Source organism: Micromonospora sp. KC721 (genome assembly GCF_004348355.1).
Lineage (GTDB): Bacteria > Actinomycetota > Actinomycetes > Mycobacteriales > Micromonosporaceae > Micromonospora.
Window position 1 is genome coordinate 56,317 of sequence record NZ_SMJY01000008.1, and the last position, 16,393, is coordinate 72,709.

Sequence of the window (16,393 nt, forward strand, 5' to 3'; positions counted from 1 at the left end):
CGCGCAAGGTGAGTGCTGATGCGCTCCCTGGCCGCGACCGCGGATTCCCGTCTTTCTCTCTGGCGGCGTGTACGCGAGTACGCCGTGCCGCCCTCCATGATCGAAGACGCGACCGCTCGTCGGCACGTCGGTGACTGGGCCGGCGCATGCGCCGCCGCTCGCGTTGACGTCGACCTTGACCTGCGCGCTGTGGCTCGCCGCCACGGCCGGGAACTGGCCGCCCGGCTCCGGGCTGACCTCCGGCACCTCGCGCCTGACCTGTTGCGCTGGCACATGCCGAGGATCGCGCCCGACGGGCTGCTGCGGCCCGGCCTGACCGTCTCACTGGCACGGTACGACCGGGCGGAACACGACGATGCCGAGCCGGTGCACCTCGTTGCCCGGACGCCACCGGCCTGGGCGGATGCGGGCCAACGGATCAGCCTCGCGCTGTGGGTCGGATCCCGCGACGAGGGCGACTGCCCGCATCCGCATCCGCGTCCCGACCGTCGGTTCCGTCTCGACCTGCACCGTCACCTGTGGGATGCGCGGAGAGCCGACGAGCTGCGGGGCCGGTCGGGCGCACAGGAGTTGGCTTCCGACAATACCGCCGCGATGCGCCATGATTCGCCCTGGACCGTGTTGCGGGACTGGGGTTACGCGGTGCACCGGTGGGCGGCTGAAGCGGCGTTGCTGCTCCAAGCATCGGGTCGGACCAGCGGTGCCGTGGCGGTGCGGCTTGGGCCTCGCCGTCGTCTGGTCCTGGACGTCGTTCCGGCAGGCACAGACCTGCGGCCTCCTGCGGCGCGGATCATCAGGGCGTCGCGGGCTGGTGGCGTCGTCGGGCTGCCGGTGCTGCCCGACGCGGCGGCCTGGATAGCGCCTGACCTGGAGCTGTTGCGCCGCGGGCGGATCGAGGTCGACCGGCTTCACCCGCTGGTGGCCGCTGCGCTCGCGGCCGGTCATCCGGCCACCCCGGCGTCTCCGGACCTGGCGGCAGCGTCACGTCTGGTGGCCTGCCGGGGAGCCCGGCACCGCATCGGCCTGGTGAACGGGGTGCTCACCCCGCTTGACCACGACCCGGCGGAGATCCGCCGGGAGGAACTGTTGGCTGCGCTGACCGGAACCCCGCTGCCCTGCCTGCGGGCGATCGACGAGGCACACCGCCGTCCGGAGTTCCTTCCCGACATCCGCGCCCGTCTGGACCACGGGGACACCGCCGGCGCGCTGGCCATCGTCGAGGCGCTGCTCGGCCCCAACGCGCTCCTACGCAGCGGGGAGCTGCGGGAGGAACTGGAGAACGCCGCGCTGCGGCGGATCACGTACGGGCTGTTCCGAGCCGGGCTGACCGGACAGGGACCTGTTCCCTGCCCCCGTGACTGGCAGCCCAAGCGTGACCGCCGATCCCACCCACGTCACGCGATCGCCCGCTGACCAGCGGGATCTCGTTCCCTTGCCCGGCTACAGGGCCGGTCCACCACGACTTCACAGGTGATGACAGATGACTTCCACCCGTACCTCGATCGACCTCGCCCCGGTGCCGCAGCTCGACGTCGCCACCGAACTGCTCGCGCTGCTTCGCGACACTGCCACCGAGACCCGCTCCGACCCGCAGTTGGAGGCGCTGACCCTGGCCGTTGCCGCCGACTTGCCGGTGCTGCTGTGGGGCGAGCCGGGAATCGGCAAGACCGCCGCGCTCACCCAGCTCGCCGCCGCTCTGGACCTGCCGCTGACCACGGTGATCGCCAGCGTCCACGAACCGTCCGACTTCTCTGGGCTGCCGGTCGTCGGCGACGACCCGGCGACCCAGGGCGTCCCGATGGCGCCACCGGACTGGGCCGTACGCCTGGTACGCGCCGGTCGTGGACTGCTGTTTCTTGACGAACTGTCGACCGCCCCGCCGGCCGTGCAGGCCGCCCTGCTCCGTCTCGTGCTCGAGCGGCGCATCGGCAGCCTGTGTCTGCCAGCCGGGATCCGAATCGTGGCTGCCGCCAACCCACGATCCTCGGCGGCGGACGGCTGGGAGCTGAGCCCGCCGCTGGCCAACCGCTTCGTGCACCTGCAGTGGACCCACGACCACGAGGTCGTCGTACGCGGTCTGGGCGGGACCTGGCCCCGAGCGACGCTGCCTCGGCTCGACCCGCAACGGCTACCGGACGCTGTCGCTTTCGCCCGTCGCGCGGTGTGCGGGCTGCTGTCGGCCCGCCCTGGGCTCGTGCACCGGCTACCCAGCAGTGAGGCCGGCCGCGGTGGGCCGTGGCCGTCGCCGCGCAGCTGGGAGATGGCCCTGCGTCTGATCGCGTTCGCCACCGCGGCCGATACCGCCCGGGAGGTCCTGTCGATGCTGGTCAGAGGCACCGTGGGCGACGGACCGGGACTGGAGCTGCTGGCCAGCCTGGACCGGATGGACCTTCCCGACCCCGAGGTGCTGCTCGCCGACCCGGCCACCGCCGTCCTGCCCGAGCGCGGCGACCTACGCCAAGCTGTCCTCGACGGTGTGGTGGAGGCGGTACGCCGACGTCCGGAGCGGTCCCGCTGGGATGCGGCCTGGACGTTGCTGGTCCGGGCGTTGGAGACAGGTGCCCCGGACCTGGTGGTCGTGCCCGCGTCCACCCTCGCCCGGCTGCGTCAGGAAGACTGGGATGTGCCCGCGTCCATCGGGCGACTCGCCGGGGTGGTGTCCCTGTCCCGCCGGGCCGATCAGGCGGCGGTCCGGGTCGCGGCGGGCGCGGGGAGCGGCCGATGAGCACCGACCACGCTGGCACGCTGGACCGGGACAAACTCTTCACCGCCCGGCTGCACGCCGCCCGGGTCCGGCCCTACCTGGCGACGGCGTTGTTCGCCCTGCACGTGGTCGAGTCCCGGCAGGTGCCGACGATGGCGGTGGACCCGTACTGGCGGTGCTATGTCTCACCAGCGTTCGTGGACCGAACGCCCGTGGAGGAGCTTGCTGGAGTCTGGGTGCACGAGGTGTCGCACCTGCTGCGTGACCACCACGGGCGCGGTGACCGGGTCGCGCGGGATCGTGGTCTGACCGGGCCGGGGGAGCGGCTGCGGATGAACATCGCCGCGGACTGTGAGATCAACGACGACGTCTTCGGTGACGGGCTGGCCCGCCCGGAAGGCGCGGTCGAGCCGAGCTCGCTGCTGCTGCCGGAGGGACAGCTGATGGAGGACTACCTGCGGCAGTTCCGGCTCGGCCCGCGTACCCAGCATCTGGCCTGGCTGGACTGCGGCAGCGGCGCCGACGGGCTGCCGCGGGAATGGGACCTCGGACCCGACGGCGCGTACGCCCTCAGCCCCCAGGAACGCGACGCGGTGCGGTTCCGGGTGGTCGAGGGCATCACCGGCCGACCGGGGAACGTCCCGCAGGGCTGGCGGCGGTGGGCTGAGCAGGCGTTTCACCCACCGCAGCCGTGGCGGGAACTACTCGGAGCGGCGGTCCGCTGCGCGGTCTCCGCGCCCGGGGTGGGCGAGGACTACACCTACGGCCGACCGTCGAGACGCTCTGCCGGCCTACCCGGCGTCGTCCTGCCGGCGTTGCGACGCCGACCCCCGCGGGTCTGCGTCATCATCGACACCTCCGGCTCGGTCAGCGACGCCGAACTCGGCAGCGCTCTGCTGGAGGTCACCGCGATCGCCCGGGCCGTAGGCGGCCGCCGCGACCTGGTCACCGTGCTGCCCTGCGACGCGGCCGCCCAAGTCGTCGGTCCGCTGTGCCGGGCCGAGGACATCGCGTTGATCGGCGGTGGGGGTACGGATCTGCGCACGGGCTTCGCCCGCGCGCTTCGGCAGAGTCCATGCCCGGACGCCATCGTTGTGCTGACCGACGGACAAACGCCCTGGCCGGTCTCACGGCCGCCGTCCCGAACGGTCGTAGGGCTATTTCACCGCGCCGCCCGGTGGAACGAGGACGATCCCGACTATCGGCCGGACTCCCCGCCCGAGTGGGCCCGCGTGGTCACCATCGGATCCGTTCCCACCCCGCGGTGAGCCCAGCCCACGTCAGCAGATCGACGGCGAGTCGGGCTGCTGCCGCACATGAAACACGTCGGAGGCCTGGTAGAAGGCCGGTACCGGAGCTACGCGCAGCCGGTGCGCGGCGAGAATCTGCGGAAACTGTTGGCGCCCGCATGACGGTGCGCCGAGGGTGGTCTGACGGCACTGGATGCCGTGCCCGGCGGCAAGTCGCGGTTCAGTCAGGCTCGGTGGCTGGGGCAGGATGTCGGGGTGGTCTGGGGCAGACGCGACGGCTCGGTTCTCCCGCCTACGCCGGTGGCGGCAGGGGACGGGCTGCTCGCGGTGGTGCGGGTGACGGTCGGCGAGGCCGGGGCGGGCCGATGGGAGGCGCTGAACCGCCTGGTCGAGGTGCTGCTCGAGGTCGACGCTATGCGTGATGAGGTCGTGGCGCGGTCGGCGCTGGCGATGGTGGCCGCTGTTCCGGGGCTGGCACTACGCCTCGACAGGCACGTCCGGTCGACGCCGTGCCATGGCGAGTACCGGGAGCCGGCTTTGCTGCGGGCCGTGGCGCGGTTCACGGGCGTGTCATCGGGGCCGGTGGTGACGGTATTGGCGAGCATGGATGGCGACGGGTGGATCCGGGAGCGGGCGGTTGCGGCAATGGTCGGCCGTCCGGTCGCGGAGGTGATGCCGTTCCTGGTGGTGCGTACCGCTGATTGGGTGAGGCCGGTGCGGGATCGTGCGCGGGCCGGGCTCGCGGTGCTGCTCGCCGACGACCCCGCCGCATACCTGCCGGCGGTCTTGCCGATGACGCTGCGCCTTGACGCACGCCTGCGCGCCAGCTTCGCGCTCACCCAGGTGCGTGCGGCGGTGATGTCAGCTCCGGAGCAGGTGTGGCGTGGTGTGCTTGACTCGGGTGGTCGCCGGGAGCGCCGGTTCGTGGTCGACATCGTCTTGGCGCAGGGCTGGCTGCGCCTGCCCGATCTGGTGACCTTGGCCGAGTCGGATCCGGACGTGTGGGTACGGGCGCGGGCGGCGGAGGCGGCGTGCCGTGAGGCGGTGTGGACCCGCCGGCACGATGTCCTGCAGCGTCTGGCTCGGTCGGCTCGGGCCGAGGTGCGGGTAGTGGCCTTGACCGGACTGGTCCGGGTCGGCCGGGACAGCGACGCCGCCGGATACCTGGATGATGGTGCGCCGTTGGTGCGGGCGGTGGCCAGGGACGCTGCCCGTCGCCTCGGTATCGACGTGCGGGCGCATTACCGGACTGCCGTCGCCGCCGGCGAACCGGCCTTGGGCGCGATCGCCGGGCTGGCCGAGACCGGCTCGGCCGCGGACGCCCCGTTGCTGCGGCGGCTGCTCGGTCATGAGCTGGCCAGGGTCCGTGCCCAGGCCGTACGGGGTCTGCGTCTGCTGGACGCGGTCGGGGTGGGGGAGGCGGTGGCGTTGGTGCGGGATCCGTCACCGCAGGTGGTGCGGGAGGTGGCGCTGGCGCTGCGCCCGCTGGTCGGCGCTCTGCCATCGGGCTTGCCCTGGGAGCTGCTCGCGGACGGTCGAGTGGAGTTACGCCGGGCGGGCTACCGGCTTCTACGCGGCCAGGGCGTCGAGGTCGAGTTGCGCGCGGCTCTGATTCTGGCCGTCGACGCCGACCTACGCCTGGCCACGCGCGGGAAGGCTGATGCCACCCGCATCGCCCGGGACGCGACGCGAGCCGCCTGGCGCTACGCCCCCCGGCCGGAACTGCATGTCACCAAGATGGAACACGCTGAGCTTGTCGCATTGACGGCCCAAGCCGCTGCGGCGCTTGGAGACGAAACCAGCCAGCAGCTTGCCGCCTGGTTTGCGAGCAGCCGCTCCGATGAGTAGGCGCCCTTCTCAACTGGTACAGCTCTGCGCTGGAACCACGCGCCGATGCGGCTGGGTCACCGTCCCTTCCATGCATCGGGTAGCTGAGACCTGCGTGCCCCGGGGCGCTGATCTGCGCGTCGTAAGGTGCCAGCCCCGATCGTCCCAGACTTCGACGACCCAATGGTGGTCCAGCAAGCCGCCGGTGAAGTTTCTGGTGACGCCGGCCCGGCCCCATTTCCGGCGCGGACGCACTCGGTGAGGCTCGTCGCCGCGTGCGGGAGGACGCCCACCGGACGGGTCCGGCACCATGAGTGCTGTGATGTCGCCGAGCGGTCGGTTGTGGTGGATGGTGGGCCCCACCGTTGGGATGGTGTGGGGCGTCGTCGACTCGGTTGTCAATCATGTGCCGGTGATGCTGAGAGAGGTCGGCACTGCGCGTGCTGAGCGTGGCGTCTGGTCGCAGGCCGCGGAGTTCGCGAGTCTGATCCTGGATGCTGGCTGGGCTTGGGCAGCGACGGCCGTGCTGGCGGGCTGGCTGGTGAGTCGGCAGGTGCGGCCGGCGTCAGGGATGCTGCGCGGCGCTCTGGCCGGTGGCCTGGCGCTGGGTTTCGCCACCACTGCCTACTACGGCGCGGACCTGCTGTTCGACGGCGGCGCGTGGTGGGGCATGGCTACTCGGTACTGGCTGATCGGCAGTGTGTTGCTCGGTTCGCCGCTCGGTGTCGCAGGCGCACTGATCCGGCTTCCCGGTCCGACCGGGGTGGTGGCTGCGCTTGTCGTCCCCGCAGGCGCGGCCCTGCAGATGGCCATCCTGCCTCCACCGCCGGAGAGCCTGATGGCGAAGCCGGTGCGGTGGAGCATCTGGATCGCAGCCGCAGTCGCCACCGTGTTGGTCGCTCGCGGGATCCACAGGCGCAGTGCTGGGGCGTCTCCCCAAAGTCCACCGGGCGGCTGAGTAACCTGCTACACGAGGTGACGGGTGTTCGTCACTGACGCGCGCACGGTCGGCGGCCCAAGCGTGCAAATGGCCATGGCGGAGTGCGACCAACGGCGAAGCCGCATCCGTTCAGTAGGAATCTCTGCAGCCGCTAGTGTCGTCAGCGTGAGCGATCATCACCGCGACGTTTGGACACTGCACCGACGCTCCGATGGCGGGGCACTTGCTGATCTTGTAGTGACCGGTGGCGATTTCCCGTGGCTGAACGGGCGTGTCGATCCGAAGGATGGGTTCGCGGAGGTCCGGCAACTCTTCGCTGAGGAACTGCGGCTGCTCGATGATATCGATGAAAACGCCGAGTCCTGGGAGCGCGCGTACGACGCAGTCCGGAACGCCGTGACGCTTCGGTGCCCGGAGGGCCAGGAGGTTCCTGAGTTCCTTCTCCACATCGATCGCAACGAGGCGTGGTGGCGGTGGAGTGACGAGCCGTTTGACGAGGAGGACGCTTAGGTTGCCCGCCGCCTGCGGCGTGGTTCACGGTCGGGGTCTTTGTGCCTGCGCCGAGTTCGGCCCACTGCCGTCTTCGCCACGGGCATGCTCTGCGCGGATAACAGCACCATCTGCGCCCGGTGCCAGGTCACCACCGACCCGGTGTCCCTACGGATGATCCGCAGCAGCCGCCTGCCCTCGTCGTCATCGATCTCACGGACCCGCACGCGCTCTGCCACATCGGCACAGCTCGCCGGACGCGCGTCGCCGAAGCTGCTCACCGACACCGCGACCCGCGCCGCCCTGGAATCCGGACGGCGCGTCACCTCACCACAGCACAAGGGCCGCTGATGCGGCGCTAGCCGAGATTCAGAACCTCATCGTCCGCGTGCGTGCCGAACTCGGCGACGCGCACCTCCGCGATGTGCTCGTACCGGCTGATCCGGTCGGTCCACTCCGCATCGACGCCGAACGCCACCTGCGCGAAGCCCACCCGCCTGACGGCCTCGGCCAGGCCCGGATCGCCAGGCGCCAGCAGCCGCACCGGCGTGTCAAGCGCCACGGTGTGCGGCGGCACGAAGTACTCGTCCGGCAAAACGGTGCGCGCATGGACAAGCGCACCGACAGCGACAACCGAGCCGGCCCCCAACCGTGCGCACTGCAGGACCGTCGCCGCGGTCGCCACATAGACGCACCGGCCAACCTCGCAGCCCAGCAGCGTGGCATGCGGCCCCACGAAGACGTGATCGTCGACAAGCACCGGCTGATCGCCGGCGACCGCAGACCCGCGCAACACTGCGTTCTCGCAGATCACCGCCGCCTCCCCGACCTCGATTCGAGACCCCTCGGCATCGAGCACCGCACCGTACATCACCCGCGCCCTCGGCCCCACACGGACATCACCAACGAGCGTGGCCGTCGGGGCAACGTAGGCGGTGGGATGGACCTGCGGTTCATACCCGCGGTGCCGGATGCGGATTCCCTGCGCTTCAGCGACCATGGGCGGATTCTCACCCGACCGCCGCGACCATGCTGGCGGATTTCAGACGTCGCGTTCGCCGAGACAGGTGCCATCCGCGATCTGAGGCACTACAGGGCGAACGTTGACTGATACGGCACTAGAAGCTCGATGATCTGTCGATCACGTGGAGCTCGGTAGACGTGACCAGGGCGTCGGCGTGGCCGACATCGGACGGCTTGTTGCGGCGGTGGAGCCTCTCGAATGGGCTGGCGGCGACCTGGCGGACGGTGGCGTCGCCCTTGGCCTCCGATTCGCTGACGGCTGGCTGACCCTGTACAACGCCTTGGACGAGAACGGGATCGCGTTCGGCCAACTCGACCCGCAGTACCGCCGACTCCGCCAGGGATGAGCCCATCGGAACCGCCGCACGAGCGGACGGCCATGCCCCGTCGAAGCGCGGCACAGGATACGTCTCGCCTAGGGTGCTTTCGTGAGCACGGGGGAAGCTACCGACGGCGTGCGACTACACAAGATCAAGCGTCCTGGTGGCGTCTTCTGGTTCGATCTGCGGCAGGTCGGACAGGATCGTGATGGGACGTGGCTGCGCGGTGCGGTCGGTTCGCCATGGGGTGCTCCGCATGACTGCGGCACTTTGTCCGTACCGGTTGTGGTGTTGCTGGCGACGAACCGTCCGTGGGTGGCGTGGTGGGTCGGTGATCCTGCTGACCAACGGCTCGAGATCGACGTTTGCCTTCCGCCGGAGGTCACCGAAGCAGGCTGGTGGTATGTCGATCTCGAGCTGGACCCGGTGCTTCACGAGCGCGGTGGGCGTGTCGAGATCGAGGACTGGGATGAGTACGAGGAGGCGTGCCACAACGGGTGGATGACCTCGGATGACGCCAAGCTCGCACGCGCCACGGCTGAGCGTTGTGCGGATGTCCTCAGGCAGGGGATGGAACCCTGGCTATGGCGCGGGTGGCGGATACTTCGCCAGCAGGCGTGAGACCGATCGCCGTGCGCGCTCATCGGCAGTTCGGACGTCGGCTGGACCGGAGTCCGGCCCCGAAGCGTGACGGCACCAGCTGGCGCCGACACCCTCGGCAACAGATCAGTGCGTCCAGGCGCGGCGTTGGACCGGCAACATGGCAGTCAAGATCCTCGAAAGACGCCGTCCGGGCCTGCCGACCACAACGGAGCTGTCTGGTCACCCTTCGTTCAGACTGACGACGAGCAGGGGACGCTCCGGCAGCGAGACGGCGTCAACGACGAACACCACCGGATGCCTGTACTGACGCGGGTAGGCGCGAGGATAGCGGGCACGGGTGCCGTACCGCTGAGGCCGATCAGCGATCGGTCCTCCACGAACTCGACACCGGCCACGACAGAACGCGGTGAGCGGCCTGGTCGGCGGCGGGCGGTCATGCGGGTGGGCGGCTGTCCCCCGGCCGCCCACCCGCGGTGCCCGGCTCAGCGGGTGGCCAGCTCCTCGACCCGCGCCACCGGCTCCGCGTGGACGGGGTGCGGCGTGGTACGCCGGCCGGACCAGAGCACCCGGGCGACGATCCCCGGCGCGAAGAGCCCCGGCGGTGGTGTCATCAGGTTGGCGACGCTCAGGAAGCGCTGCCCCACGACCGGGTGTCGCGCGGCGGCGGCGTGCAGCCGGGTGACGTACCCGTTGAGGAAGCGGGTCCGGCGGCTGCGCGGCCCGACGATCGTCGGGTGGCGCAGGTCGGCGCCGACGGCCATGTCCCACGGCACGTCGACCACCTTCGACGCGCCGGCGAAGAAGCGGCGGGGCAGCTCCCGCCGGCCCTGCCGGAGGCAGTCGCGCAGCACCACCGCCTCCGCCGCGGCCACCGTCATGCCCTGCCCGTACGCCGGGTTGAAGCTGCACAGCGCGTCGGCGACCGCGATGAAGCCCTCCGGCAGGCGGGTGAGGTGCTCGTAGCGGCGGCGCACGCTGGTGGGCAGCCGCATCCGCTTGGGCGGGCCGAGCGGCTCCGCCCGGCTCAGCAGCGCGTGCAACTCCGGGGCGGGCAGCCGCGCGGTGAAGGCGAGGTAACCCTCGGGGTCGGTGGGCGGGGCCTGGTTCGGGCCGACGCCGAGCAGCGTGACCATCCACCGGTCGCCCTCCGCCGAGATGGCCACCCCGCCGTACGGGGCGTCCGGCGAGGGGCTGCTGACGAAGGCCGCGAAGTCGGCCTCGCCCGGGGTGCGGCGGTAGTCGCGGGAGACGTACACCGTGCGCGGATCCACCCGGTCCTCGACGGGCGGCTGGTAGCCGAGTTCGGCGAGCCAGGTGGGGCCGCGGTTGCCCCGGCCGGTCGCGTCCACCACCAGGTCGGCGTCGTGGCGTTCCTCCCGGCCGCCCCGGGGCAGGACCCGCGCGCCGACGACCGTGCCGCCGTCGGCGAGCAACCCCAACGCCTCGCACCTGTCGCGGATCTCCACGTTGGGCAGTGCCCGGACCCGGTCCCGGACGTACGCCTCCAAGGCGCGCCGGCTGACGCAGAGCCCTTCCAGCCCGGAGGCGACCCGGGGAATCCGGTAGCCGTCGTTGACCCAGATGACGTCCCGCTGGACGTCGATGGTGACCGCCCCCTGGGTGGTCAGGTCGGCGGTCAGGCCGGGGAAGAACTCCTCCAGGATCTGGCGGCCCCGGGCGAGCAGCCCGTGCGAGTGCCCGCTATGCGGCACAGCCTTGCGGTCGACAGCGTCCGCCGGCAGTTCGTCCCGGTCGAAGACGGTCACCTTCGCGTACGACTCGCTCAGCACCCGCGCGGCGAGCAGGCCTCCGATGCTGCCGCCGAGGATGATCGCCTGCCCGGTCTGATTGGTGGTGGCCACGGCTGACTCCGTTTCACTGAATGGATGTCTACAGTGAGCGGCACGGCATGCCCGTGGGTAAAACGAATTAATGGACGGCTAGCTGACAGTGAATGTCCCGTCAGCGGTTCCACCACTTCCCAGATCTGCGGGCCGATCGACCTTCGGTCGCCATAACCCCTGGTCAAGGCGCAACTATCAGCTCTGCTGATCGGTGTCGTGAGCGATATCTCAGTCGTCTACCGGTCATTGTTGACCGGTTCTCGGTGCACCGAAAGGATGACGGGGCGAGCCAACCGATCAGGCATCGAGACACGACGGGAAGGCGACGACTGGCGGACGACGGGTGGGTTTTTTCGATCGGGAATCGGCCCGGCCGTGTTCGGACGGTGGTGGGCGTGGCGGACTCAGTAACCGCCGGCCGCCGCGAATCCCACGAAGATGATCACGGCCGCGGCGCGCCGGGCGGACGCAGGGATTCCCCGAACGTCACCGTCCGAAGGAGCGGCCCGGGTGCTCGGCGCTCAGCAGGTGAAGTGTGCACTTCGTGGACACCGGGGATTGGATCTCGTTCAGCGACACGACCGACGGCACCCACCCCAGCGCGGCAGGCCACTCGAAGATCACCCAACGGCTGACCCCGATTCTGAGCCGGTACATCTGATCGAGGTCGGTAGCAGGTTCGCTCGGACCACGGGACGGCCGGCTGTTCGTTCGAAGGCAACCTGGAGGCATACCGACCAACGGCGAACCCGTCGACTTCTCCGGCCGAGGACCATAGCCGCCGTCACCGCGGTGGACTGCCTGACCCGCCACCGGAGCCCGGCAGTCCGTCCCTGCGGCGGGAGCGTCAGCGGCCGGATCAGCAGCCGCCGCCGCTGTTCGGCCATGTCCAGCAGTCCCGGCCCGTCGACGCCCGGCCACGGCGTGCAGAGCGATCCTCCTGGCGCAGCCCTTGCCCGACACAGGTCCACGCAGGTCCCTCACGTCGCCCGGTGTCCCGTGCTCGGTGAGCGCCTCCAGCAGGAGCCGGTACGCCTCCCGGTTGCCACGCTCGTTGACCTGCCGCAGGAGCCAGATCTGTTCGGCGTGATCACCGGCGGCTCCCCGCGCGGCGGCCAGCCGGAAGAACTCCTTGTCGTCCGAGGAGTCACCGACGGCGATCGCGTCCGCCATCCGCCGCTCGTACACCCATGAGTCCTGCACGACTCCAGCATGGAGCGCAAATTTAACTGAGGTCAGTCGATGAGTCGGCACCCCGGTCACGGGCGGGGCGGTCCATGTCGCGAAGGCGCCACGGTGGGTGGAGATGAACCGGAAGCGGCTCGTCACCGATCCATCTCCTTCGCCAAGACCGAAGGCGGCCGTGCTCGCCGTTTCGGTTCGGATCCGCACGCCGTCCGGCAAGGGCGACTCGCCCTTCCCGGTAATCGCCAGTCGGCGTACGGCCGAGGCCGTCGGCGCGAAGATGACACTCTGTTCAGCATTCCTGTGTCCCCCTTCACAGCAAGATATCGCTCCTGCGTAACGCATCGGGGGCAGTACGTGACGGCAAACGCCGCACCGGCCTTCCAAACCGGACACGTCTCGCGGAGGTCACTACAACAAGTAGCGGTGACGGGGAGACGGTCGGCACGCAACGGCGGCTATAAAGGATGAGCGGCGTGCACCTGCTCGCCGCTCGTGCCGATCCGGACCACGCCGAGCCCTGCCCCGGTCCGACGCCACGAACCTGAACGACCACCCATGAGGCAATCGGGGGCAGGGACGGGGGAACCACATTCGTGGTCCTCGACCGGCACGCGCAGCACTCGGCCGGCCGCAGGGCCTTGGGGTGAAGCCGCGACAGCGGCCGGGCAATCCTTCCCGCCCGAACCCGACAGCTAACCTCGCAGGCGTGCCGGAGGGATTCCTTCACCGTGCACGAAAACATCTCGAGTCGGCGCCTGCGCAAGCTGGGCACCGGCAGCATCGCCCTGTCCGTCGGTCTCGGCCTGCTGTCCGGCGGGCTCGGCGCGCCGCAGGTCGCCTCCGCCGCTCCGGCGGTCACAGCCGTCTCTGTCACGGCGGCGTTGCCCCAGGGCGGCCCGCAGTCGGCCCGCCCGGTAGCGGCAACGACCGTCAAGGCCGCCGCCAAGCAGGCGGTCGGAACCCGCGTGGTCGCCGAAGCGGCCAAGCACAAGGGCAAGCGGTACCTCTACGGCGCGGCCGGGCCCAAGCGTTTCGACTGCTCCGGGTTCACGCTGTACGTCTACAAGAAGACGATTGGCAAGAAGCTGCCGCACAAGGCGAACCTGCAACAGCGGTACGGCAAGGCCGTCAGCAAGGCGAACGCCAAGCCGGGTGACCTGATCATCATCCGCTCCGGTTCGTACGGCACCCATGCCGGCATCTACGCCGGTGGCGGCAAGATGTGGTCGTCGCCGCGGACCGGCAAGACCGTCAGCAAGCAGAAGATCTGGAGCCGTAACTACGTCGTCAGGCGCCTGGCCTGACGGTGACGAGCACGCCATCAGCCACGGCAGGACCGATTCCGGCCCCGCCGTGGCTGATGCGTCTTGCGTCTTTGTCACGCACTCGCACGGGTGCCGCAAGCGCCGCGCCGGTCAGTCCGTTACGAGCACGGCCTGCTATCCGGCCGATCAGGGCCGTTGACCTCGAACCGTCCGCCGAGCACGGCGTAGCCGACCACCAGCGCCGCGAGCGCCTGCTCACCGCCCGGTAGGCGTTGACCTTCGCCAGCGACGGGGCAGCGGTTGCGTCCACGCTCGCACTCCGGGTGGTCATGCCATCCGCGGTCGGCGGCACGCCAGCGCGCTTGAGTTCGGGACGTTCAATGACCGCCATCAAGGTTCGTCGCCACGGCGCTGGCCGCGGCGCCGCTGACGGGCGACGCCGTGGCCAGCGGAGGGGTTCAGGCGGCCCAGTCCTGCCGGGCTGCCCAGGCCCGGACAGTGGTGGTTCCACGGACGACGAGCGTCGGATCCGGTAGTGGGGCCGGGTTGATGTACGCCGCCGCGATGCCCGTTGCAACCGCTTCCCCCAGGTGTGGTGCGAGCATCCGGGCGTAGTCCTGCGGGTCGATGGTGTGCCAGCGGAGCCGGCGGCCGGTCGCGGCCTCGATTTCGGCGGCTACCTGCGGGCCGGTCAGGGCCGACGGGCCGGCCACGAATCGCGCGGTCGGCGGCGCCGCTGCTACGACGAGGTCGGCGACGGCTGCGCCGAGGTCGTCGGCGGCCAACCACGGGTTCGGGAGTTGCTCCGGTAGTGGGTAGCGCAGCTCGCCCTGGGTGTGCACCAGTGGCCGTGACCAGGCGGCCACGAGGTTTTCCAGGTAGGTGCTGGCCGGACCGACCACAGACGCCACCGGCACCGTGTCGGGCAGACGGGCGGCCAGACGGATCCTGGCATCGACGAAAGGCACCCCGATCGGGTCGGCCGGGACAGCACCGCCGGTGTTGAAGACCGCGCGGGGTACGCCCGTCTTTCCGAGCGCGTCGAGGACGGTGTCGGCCTGGCGCACCGCGTCGGCGGCGAAGTGCAGCGGCAGCTGGATGACGACCGCGTCGGCGCCGGCGTACGCGGCGACGAGCGCGTCGAGGTCGAGCAGGTCGGCTGGGACGGCTTCGACGGCCGGGTCAGCGGCTAGGCGGGGATGCCGGGCGACGGCCCGGATCCGGTGCCCCGCCGCGCGCAGGCGGCGGATGATCGCGGTGCCTTGGGTTCCGGTGGCGCCGTGGACGACGACGGTGGTTTCACTCATGGGACCGACCGTAGTTCCCTGACTGAATTAGTACCCACGAAGTTATATTGTGTCCCTGTGGAAACCATTGGTCCTGAGCAGCTGGAAAGCCTGATTGGGCGACCGAGCGGTCCCGGCTGCGGTGTGGAACGGGCCCTGCAGGTACTCGACGGCAAATGGAGCACCCTCGTTGTCCGCGAGCTACTGAGCGGGCCCAAGCGCTTCGGCGAACTACGGGCCGCTCTCGGGACCCCGAGCGCCAAGACCCTTACCGACCGGCTACGGATGCTGGAGCACCACGGGATCCTCACCCGCACCGTCCATGCCGAGGTTCCGCCACGAGTGGTGTACGCCCTGACCGAGCAGGGACACAGCCTGAGCAGCATCCTCCACGCCATGCTGGTGTGGGGCGAAGCCAACCCGGGACCCGGTGCTCGACCACGGTGACGGGCGGCCCGACCACCGACGCAACTTCCGGGGCTGCCATTCCACCCGCTACCCGCCCACCTCCGCAGGCCGTCAGCCATTCGTGGCCCAGCCGCGCCGCCTCGGCGTGCAGACGCGTAGCCAACTGTGAGGAGATCCCGGCTCTGATCGATTGCATGCGACCGTCGGGTCAGCGATGTGCCAGGCGGTCTCGTACTCGTCGGGGCTGAGGTAGCCCAGCTCGCGTGGATGCCGTGGGTCCTGTCGCGTGGAGCCGCCGCGCCAGCCTCGACGCGGGAACGCGCCCTGCCAGCCCTGCTCGGCCATCAGCCGCTCCCTTCGAAAGGCCGGTCGCGCTGAGGCTTCGGCCGTGACTGGTCAGACGGCGGCTCAGAGCGAGAGGCCGGTGGCCCGCGGCTGACGAGGCCGGGTAGCCAGGGCGTAGCCGGTTGCCGTGACGCCCAGCGACACTCCCCAACCGACGAACACCAGCGGCGTGGCGACCACCGCCCACCCCTCCCACAAGTCCGCCCAACGCAGGTCGTCCGCGAGCACCTGCCTCACGAACGCCGCGACGCTCAGCGCGCCGTAGGTGACCAGCGCGAGCGCTACCACCCCGGCCGGGACCACCGCCAGGAGCCGGGGAACCGGGCGACCGCCCAGCCCGGGCACCCAGCGCGGGAACTGCTGCCCCCACCGCTGCACCAACCCGAGAACGAGCAGGCTGGCGAGCGGCGGGACGAGAGTGATCGCCACGCCTGTCCATGTCGACAGGCCCTGGTGAATGTCATCCAGTTGCCGCTCGGAGATGCCGAACGGCACGCCGAGCATCCAGAGCCCGTGCGGCACCGCCCAGCCGATCACGGGGAGCGCGACCGCCACGTACGCCCAGCGGCGGGTCCACCGCGGCACCGGCCGGTAGCCGGGAGCCACCGGTCCGCGCTGAGGATCGCATGCGGTCGCCAGCCCGGCGAACAAGACGCCGCCGGTCACCAGCACGAGCCGGGCGACGAGGTCACGCCAGTCCGAGGGACGCCCCGCCAACGCCGCCGGGACCTCGAAGAGAAGATGCAGCGGGAACGCGACGACCAAGAGCAGCGCGGCCGCCGCCCAACTGCCGGCGGCCGCACGGCGGCCGGGGAACCGGACCGCGTACCCGACCACCACCGCGAGGGCGGCACCGACTCCCACCGCTCCCCACCCCGCCCAGAACGGCAGCGTCTCAACC

15 protein-coding genes and 1 riboswitch are annotated in these 16,393 nt (G+C 70.7%); of the genes, 10 read left to right on the forward strand and 5 right to left on the reverse strand.

Features of this window, described 5'->3' with window-relative positions; translation table 11 throughout:
• The first annotated feature begins 18 nt into the window (after positions 1-18).
• The 6 genes from E1182_RS03000 (at position 19) to E1182_RS03025 (ending at position 7,231) form a co-directional block, all read left to right on the forward strand.
• Positions 19-1,413, forward strand: coding sequence for a hypothetical protein (locus tag E1182_RS03000; RefSeq protein WP_132261067.1), 1,395 nt, complete (start codon positions 19-21; stop codon positions 1,411-1,413).
• A 67-nt stretch (positions 1,414-1,480) separates the two neighbouring features.
• Complete coding sequence (locus E1182_RS03005; protein WP_132261068.1) at positions 1,481-2,725, forward strand: AAA family ATPase; 1,245 nt, start codon at positions 1,481-1,483, stop codon at positions 2,723-2,725.
• Positions 2,722-3,972, forward strand: a complete 1,251-nt coding sequence (locus E1182_RS03010; RefSeq protein WP_132261069.1) for a VWA-like domain-containing protein — start codon at positions 2,722-2,724, stop codon at positions 3,970-3,972. The genes E1182_RS03005 and E1182_RS03010 overlap by 4 nt, the downstream gene beginning before the upstream one ends.
• A gap of 282 nt (positions 3,973-4,254) precedes the next feature.
• Positions 4,255-5,802: a hypothetical protein gene (locus E1182_RS03015; RefSeq protein ID WP_243705996.1), complete on the forward strand. Its 1,548-nt coding sequence runs from the start codon at positions 4,255-4,257 to the stop codon at positions 5,800-5,802.
• A 289-nt stretch (positions 5,803-6,091) separates the two neighbouring features.
• Positions 6,092-6,739 (forward strand): DUF6518 family protein, encoded by a 648-nt coding sequence (locus E1182_RS03020; protein WP_132261070.1) that lies wholly within the window; start codon positions 6,092-6,094, stop codon positions 6,737-6,739.
• Positions 6,740-6,886: 147 nt separating this feature from the next.
• Complete coding sequence (locus E1182_RS03025; RefSeq protein ID WP_132261071.1) at positions 6,887-7,231, forward strand: hypothetical protein; 345 nt, start codon at positions 6,887-6,889, stop codon at positions 7,229-7,231.
• 337 nt (positions 7,232-7,568) lie between these two features.
• Here the strand turns inward: E1182_RS03025 and E1182_RS03035 are convergent, their stop codons facing one another.
• A complete protein-coding gene (locus E1182_RS03035; RefSeq protein ID WP_132261072.1) occupies positions 7,569-8,210 on the reverse strand; it encodes a gamma carbonic anhydrase family protein in 642 nt (213 codons plus the stop codon).
• A gap of 178 nt (positions 8,211-8,388) precedes the next feature.
• Here E1182_RS03035 and E1182_RS03040 point away from each other — a divergent pair, with 178 nt between their 5' ends.
• Entirely contained in the window at positions 8,389-8,580 is a 192-nt protein-coding gene (locus E1182_RS03040; RefSeq protein WP_132261073.1) for a hypothetical protein, read from the forward strand.
• An 81-nt stretch (positions 8,581-8,661) separates the two neighbouring features.
• A complete protein-coding gene (locus tag E1182_RS03045; RefSeq protein ID WP_132261074.1) occupies positions 8,662-9,174 on the forward strand; it encodes a DUF402 domain-containing protein in 513 nt (170 codons plus the stop codon).
• Positions 9,175-9,638: 464 nt separating this feature from the next.
• On the opposite strand, the gene E1182_RS03050 is transcribed toward E1182_RS03045, so the two are convergent.
• Positions 9,639-11,018 carry an NAD(P)/FAD-dependent oxidoreductase gene (locus tag E1182_RS03050; protein ID WP_132261075.1) on the reverse strand — a complete coding sequence of 460 codons (1,380 nt, stop codon included), beginning with the start codon at positions 11,016-11,018 and terminating at the stop codon, positions 9,639-9,641.
• 468 nt (positions 11,019-11,486) lie between these two features.
• Complete coding sequence (locus E1182_RS03055; RefSeq protein WP_132261076.1) at positions 11,487-12,203, reverse strand: hypothetical protein; 717 nt, start codon at positions 12,201-12,203, stop codon at positions 11,487-11,489.
• Between the two features lie 521 nt (positions 12,204-12,724).
• A riboswitch (cyclic di-AMP (ydaO/yuaA leader) is annotated at positions 12,725-12,910 on the forward strand.
• 6 nt (positions 12,911-12,916) lie between these two features.
• On the opposite strand from E1182_RS03055, the gene E1182_RS03060 reads away from it, so the two are divergent.
• Positions 12,917-13,492, forward strand: coding sequence for a C40 family peptidase (locus E1182_RS03060; RefSeq protein WP_132261077.1), 576 nt, complete (start codon positions 12,917-12,919; stop codon positions 13,490-13,492).
• 419 nt (positions 13,493-13,911) lie between these two features.
• Here E1182_RS03060 and E1182_RS03065 read toward each other — a convergent pair whose 3' ends face one another.
• Entirely contained in the window at positions 13,912-14,760 is an 849-nt protein-coding gene (locus E1182_RS03065; RefSeq protein ID WP_132261078.1) for an SDR family oxidoreductase, read from the reverse strand.
• Positions 14,761-14,883: 123 nt separating this feature from the next.
• Between E1182_RS03065 and E1182_RS31920 the strand changes: the two genes are divergently transcribed.
• Positions 14,884-15,186 carry a helix-turn-helix domain-containing protein gene (locus tag E1182_RS31920; protein WP_243705997.1) on the forward strand — a complete coding sequence of 101 codons (303 nt, stop codon included), beginning with the start codon at positions 14,884-14,886 and terminating at the stop codon, positions 15,184-15,186.
• A gap of 369 nt (positions 15,187-15,555) precedes the next feature.
• On the opposite strand, the gene E1182_RS03075 is transcribed toward E1182_RS31920, so the two are convergent.
• A partial coding sequence (locus tag E1182_RS03075; RefSeq protein WP_207921240.1) for a hypothetical protein occupies positions 15,556-16,393 on the reverse strand: 838 nt, incomplete at its 5' end.

Bases quoted from the DNA above. Each gene is read 5' to 3' on its own strand.
- E1182_RS03010 (WP_132261069.1), top strand. From the start codon at position 2,722: ATGAGCACCGACCACGCTGGCACGCTGGACCGGGACAAACTCTTCACC.
- E1182_RS03065 (WP_132261078.1), bottom strand. From the start codon at position 14,760: ATGAGTGAAACCACCGTCGTCGTCCACGGCGCCACCGGAACCCAAGGC.
- E1182_RS03020 (WP_132261070.1), top strand. From the start codon at position 6,092: ATGAGTGCTGTGATGTCGCCGAGCGGTCGGTTGTGGTGGATGGTGGGC.
- E1182_RS03005 (WP_132261068.1), top strand. From the start codon at position 1,481: ATGACTTCCACCCGTACCTCGATCGACCTCGCCCCGGTGCCGCAGCTC.
- E1182_RS03035 (WP_132261072.1), bottom strand. From the start codon at position 8,210: ATGGTCGCTGAAGCGCAGGGAATCCGCATCCGGCACCGCGGGTATGAA.
- E1182_RS03000 (WP_132261067.1), top strand. From the start codon at position 19: ATGCGCTCCCTGGCCGCGACCGCGGATTCCCGTCTTTCTCTCTGGCGG.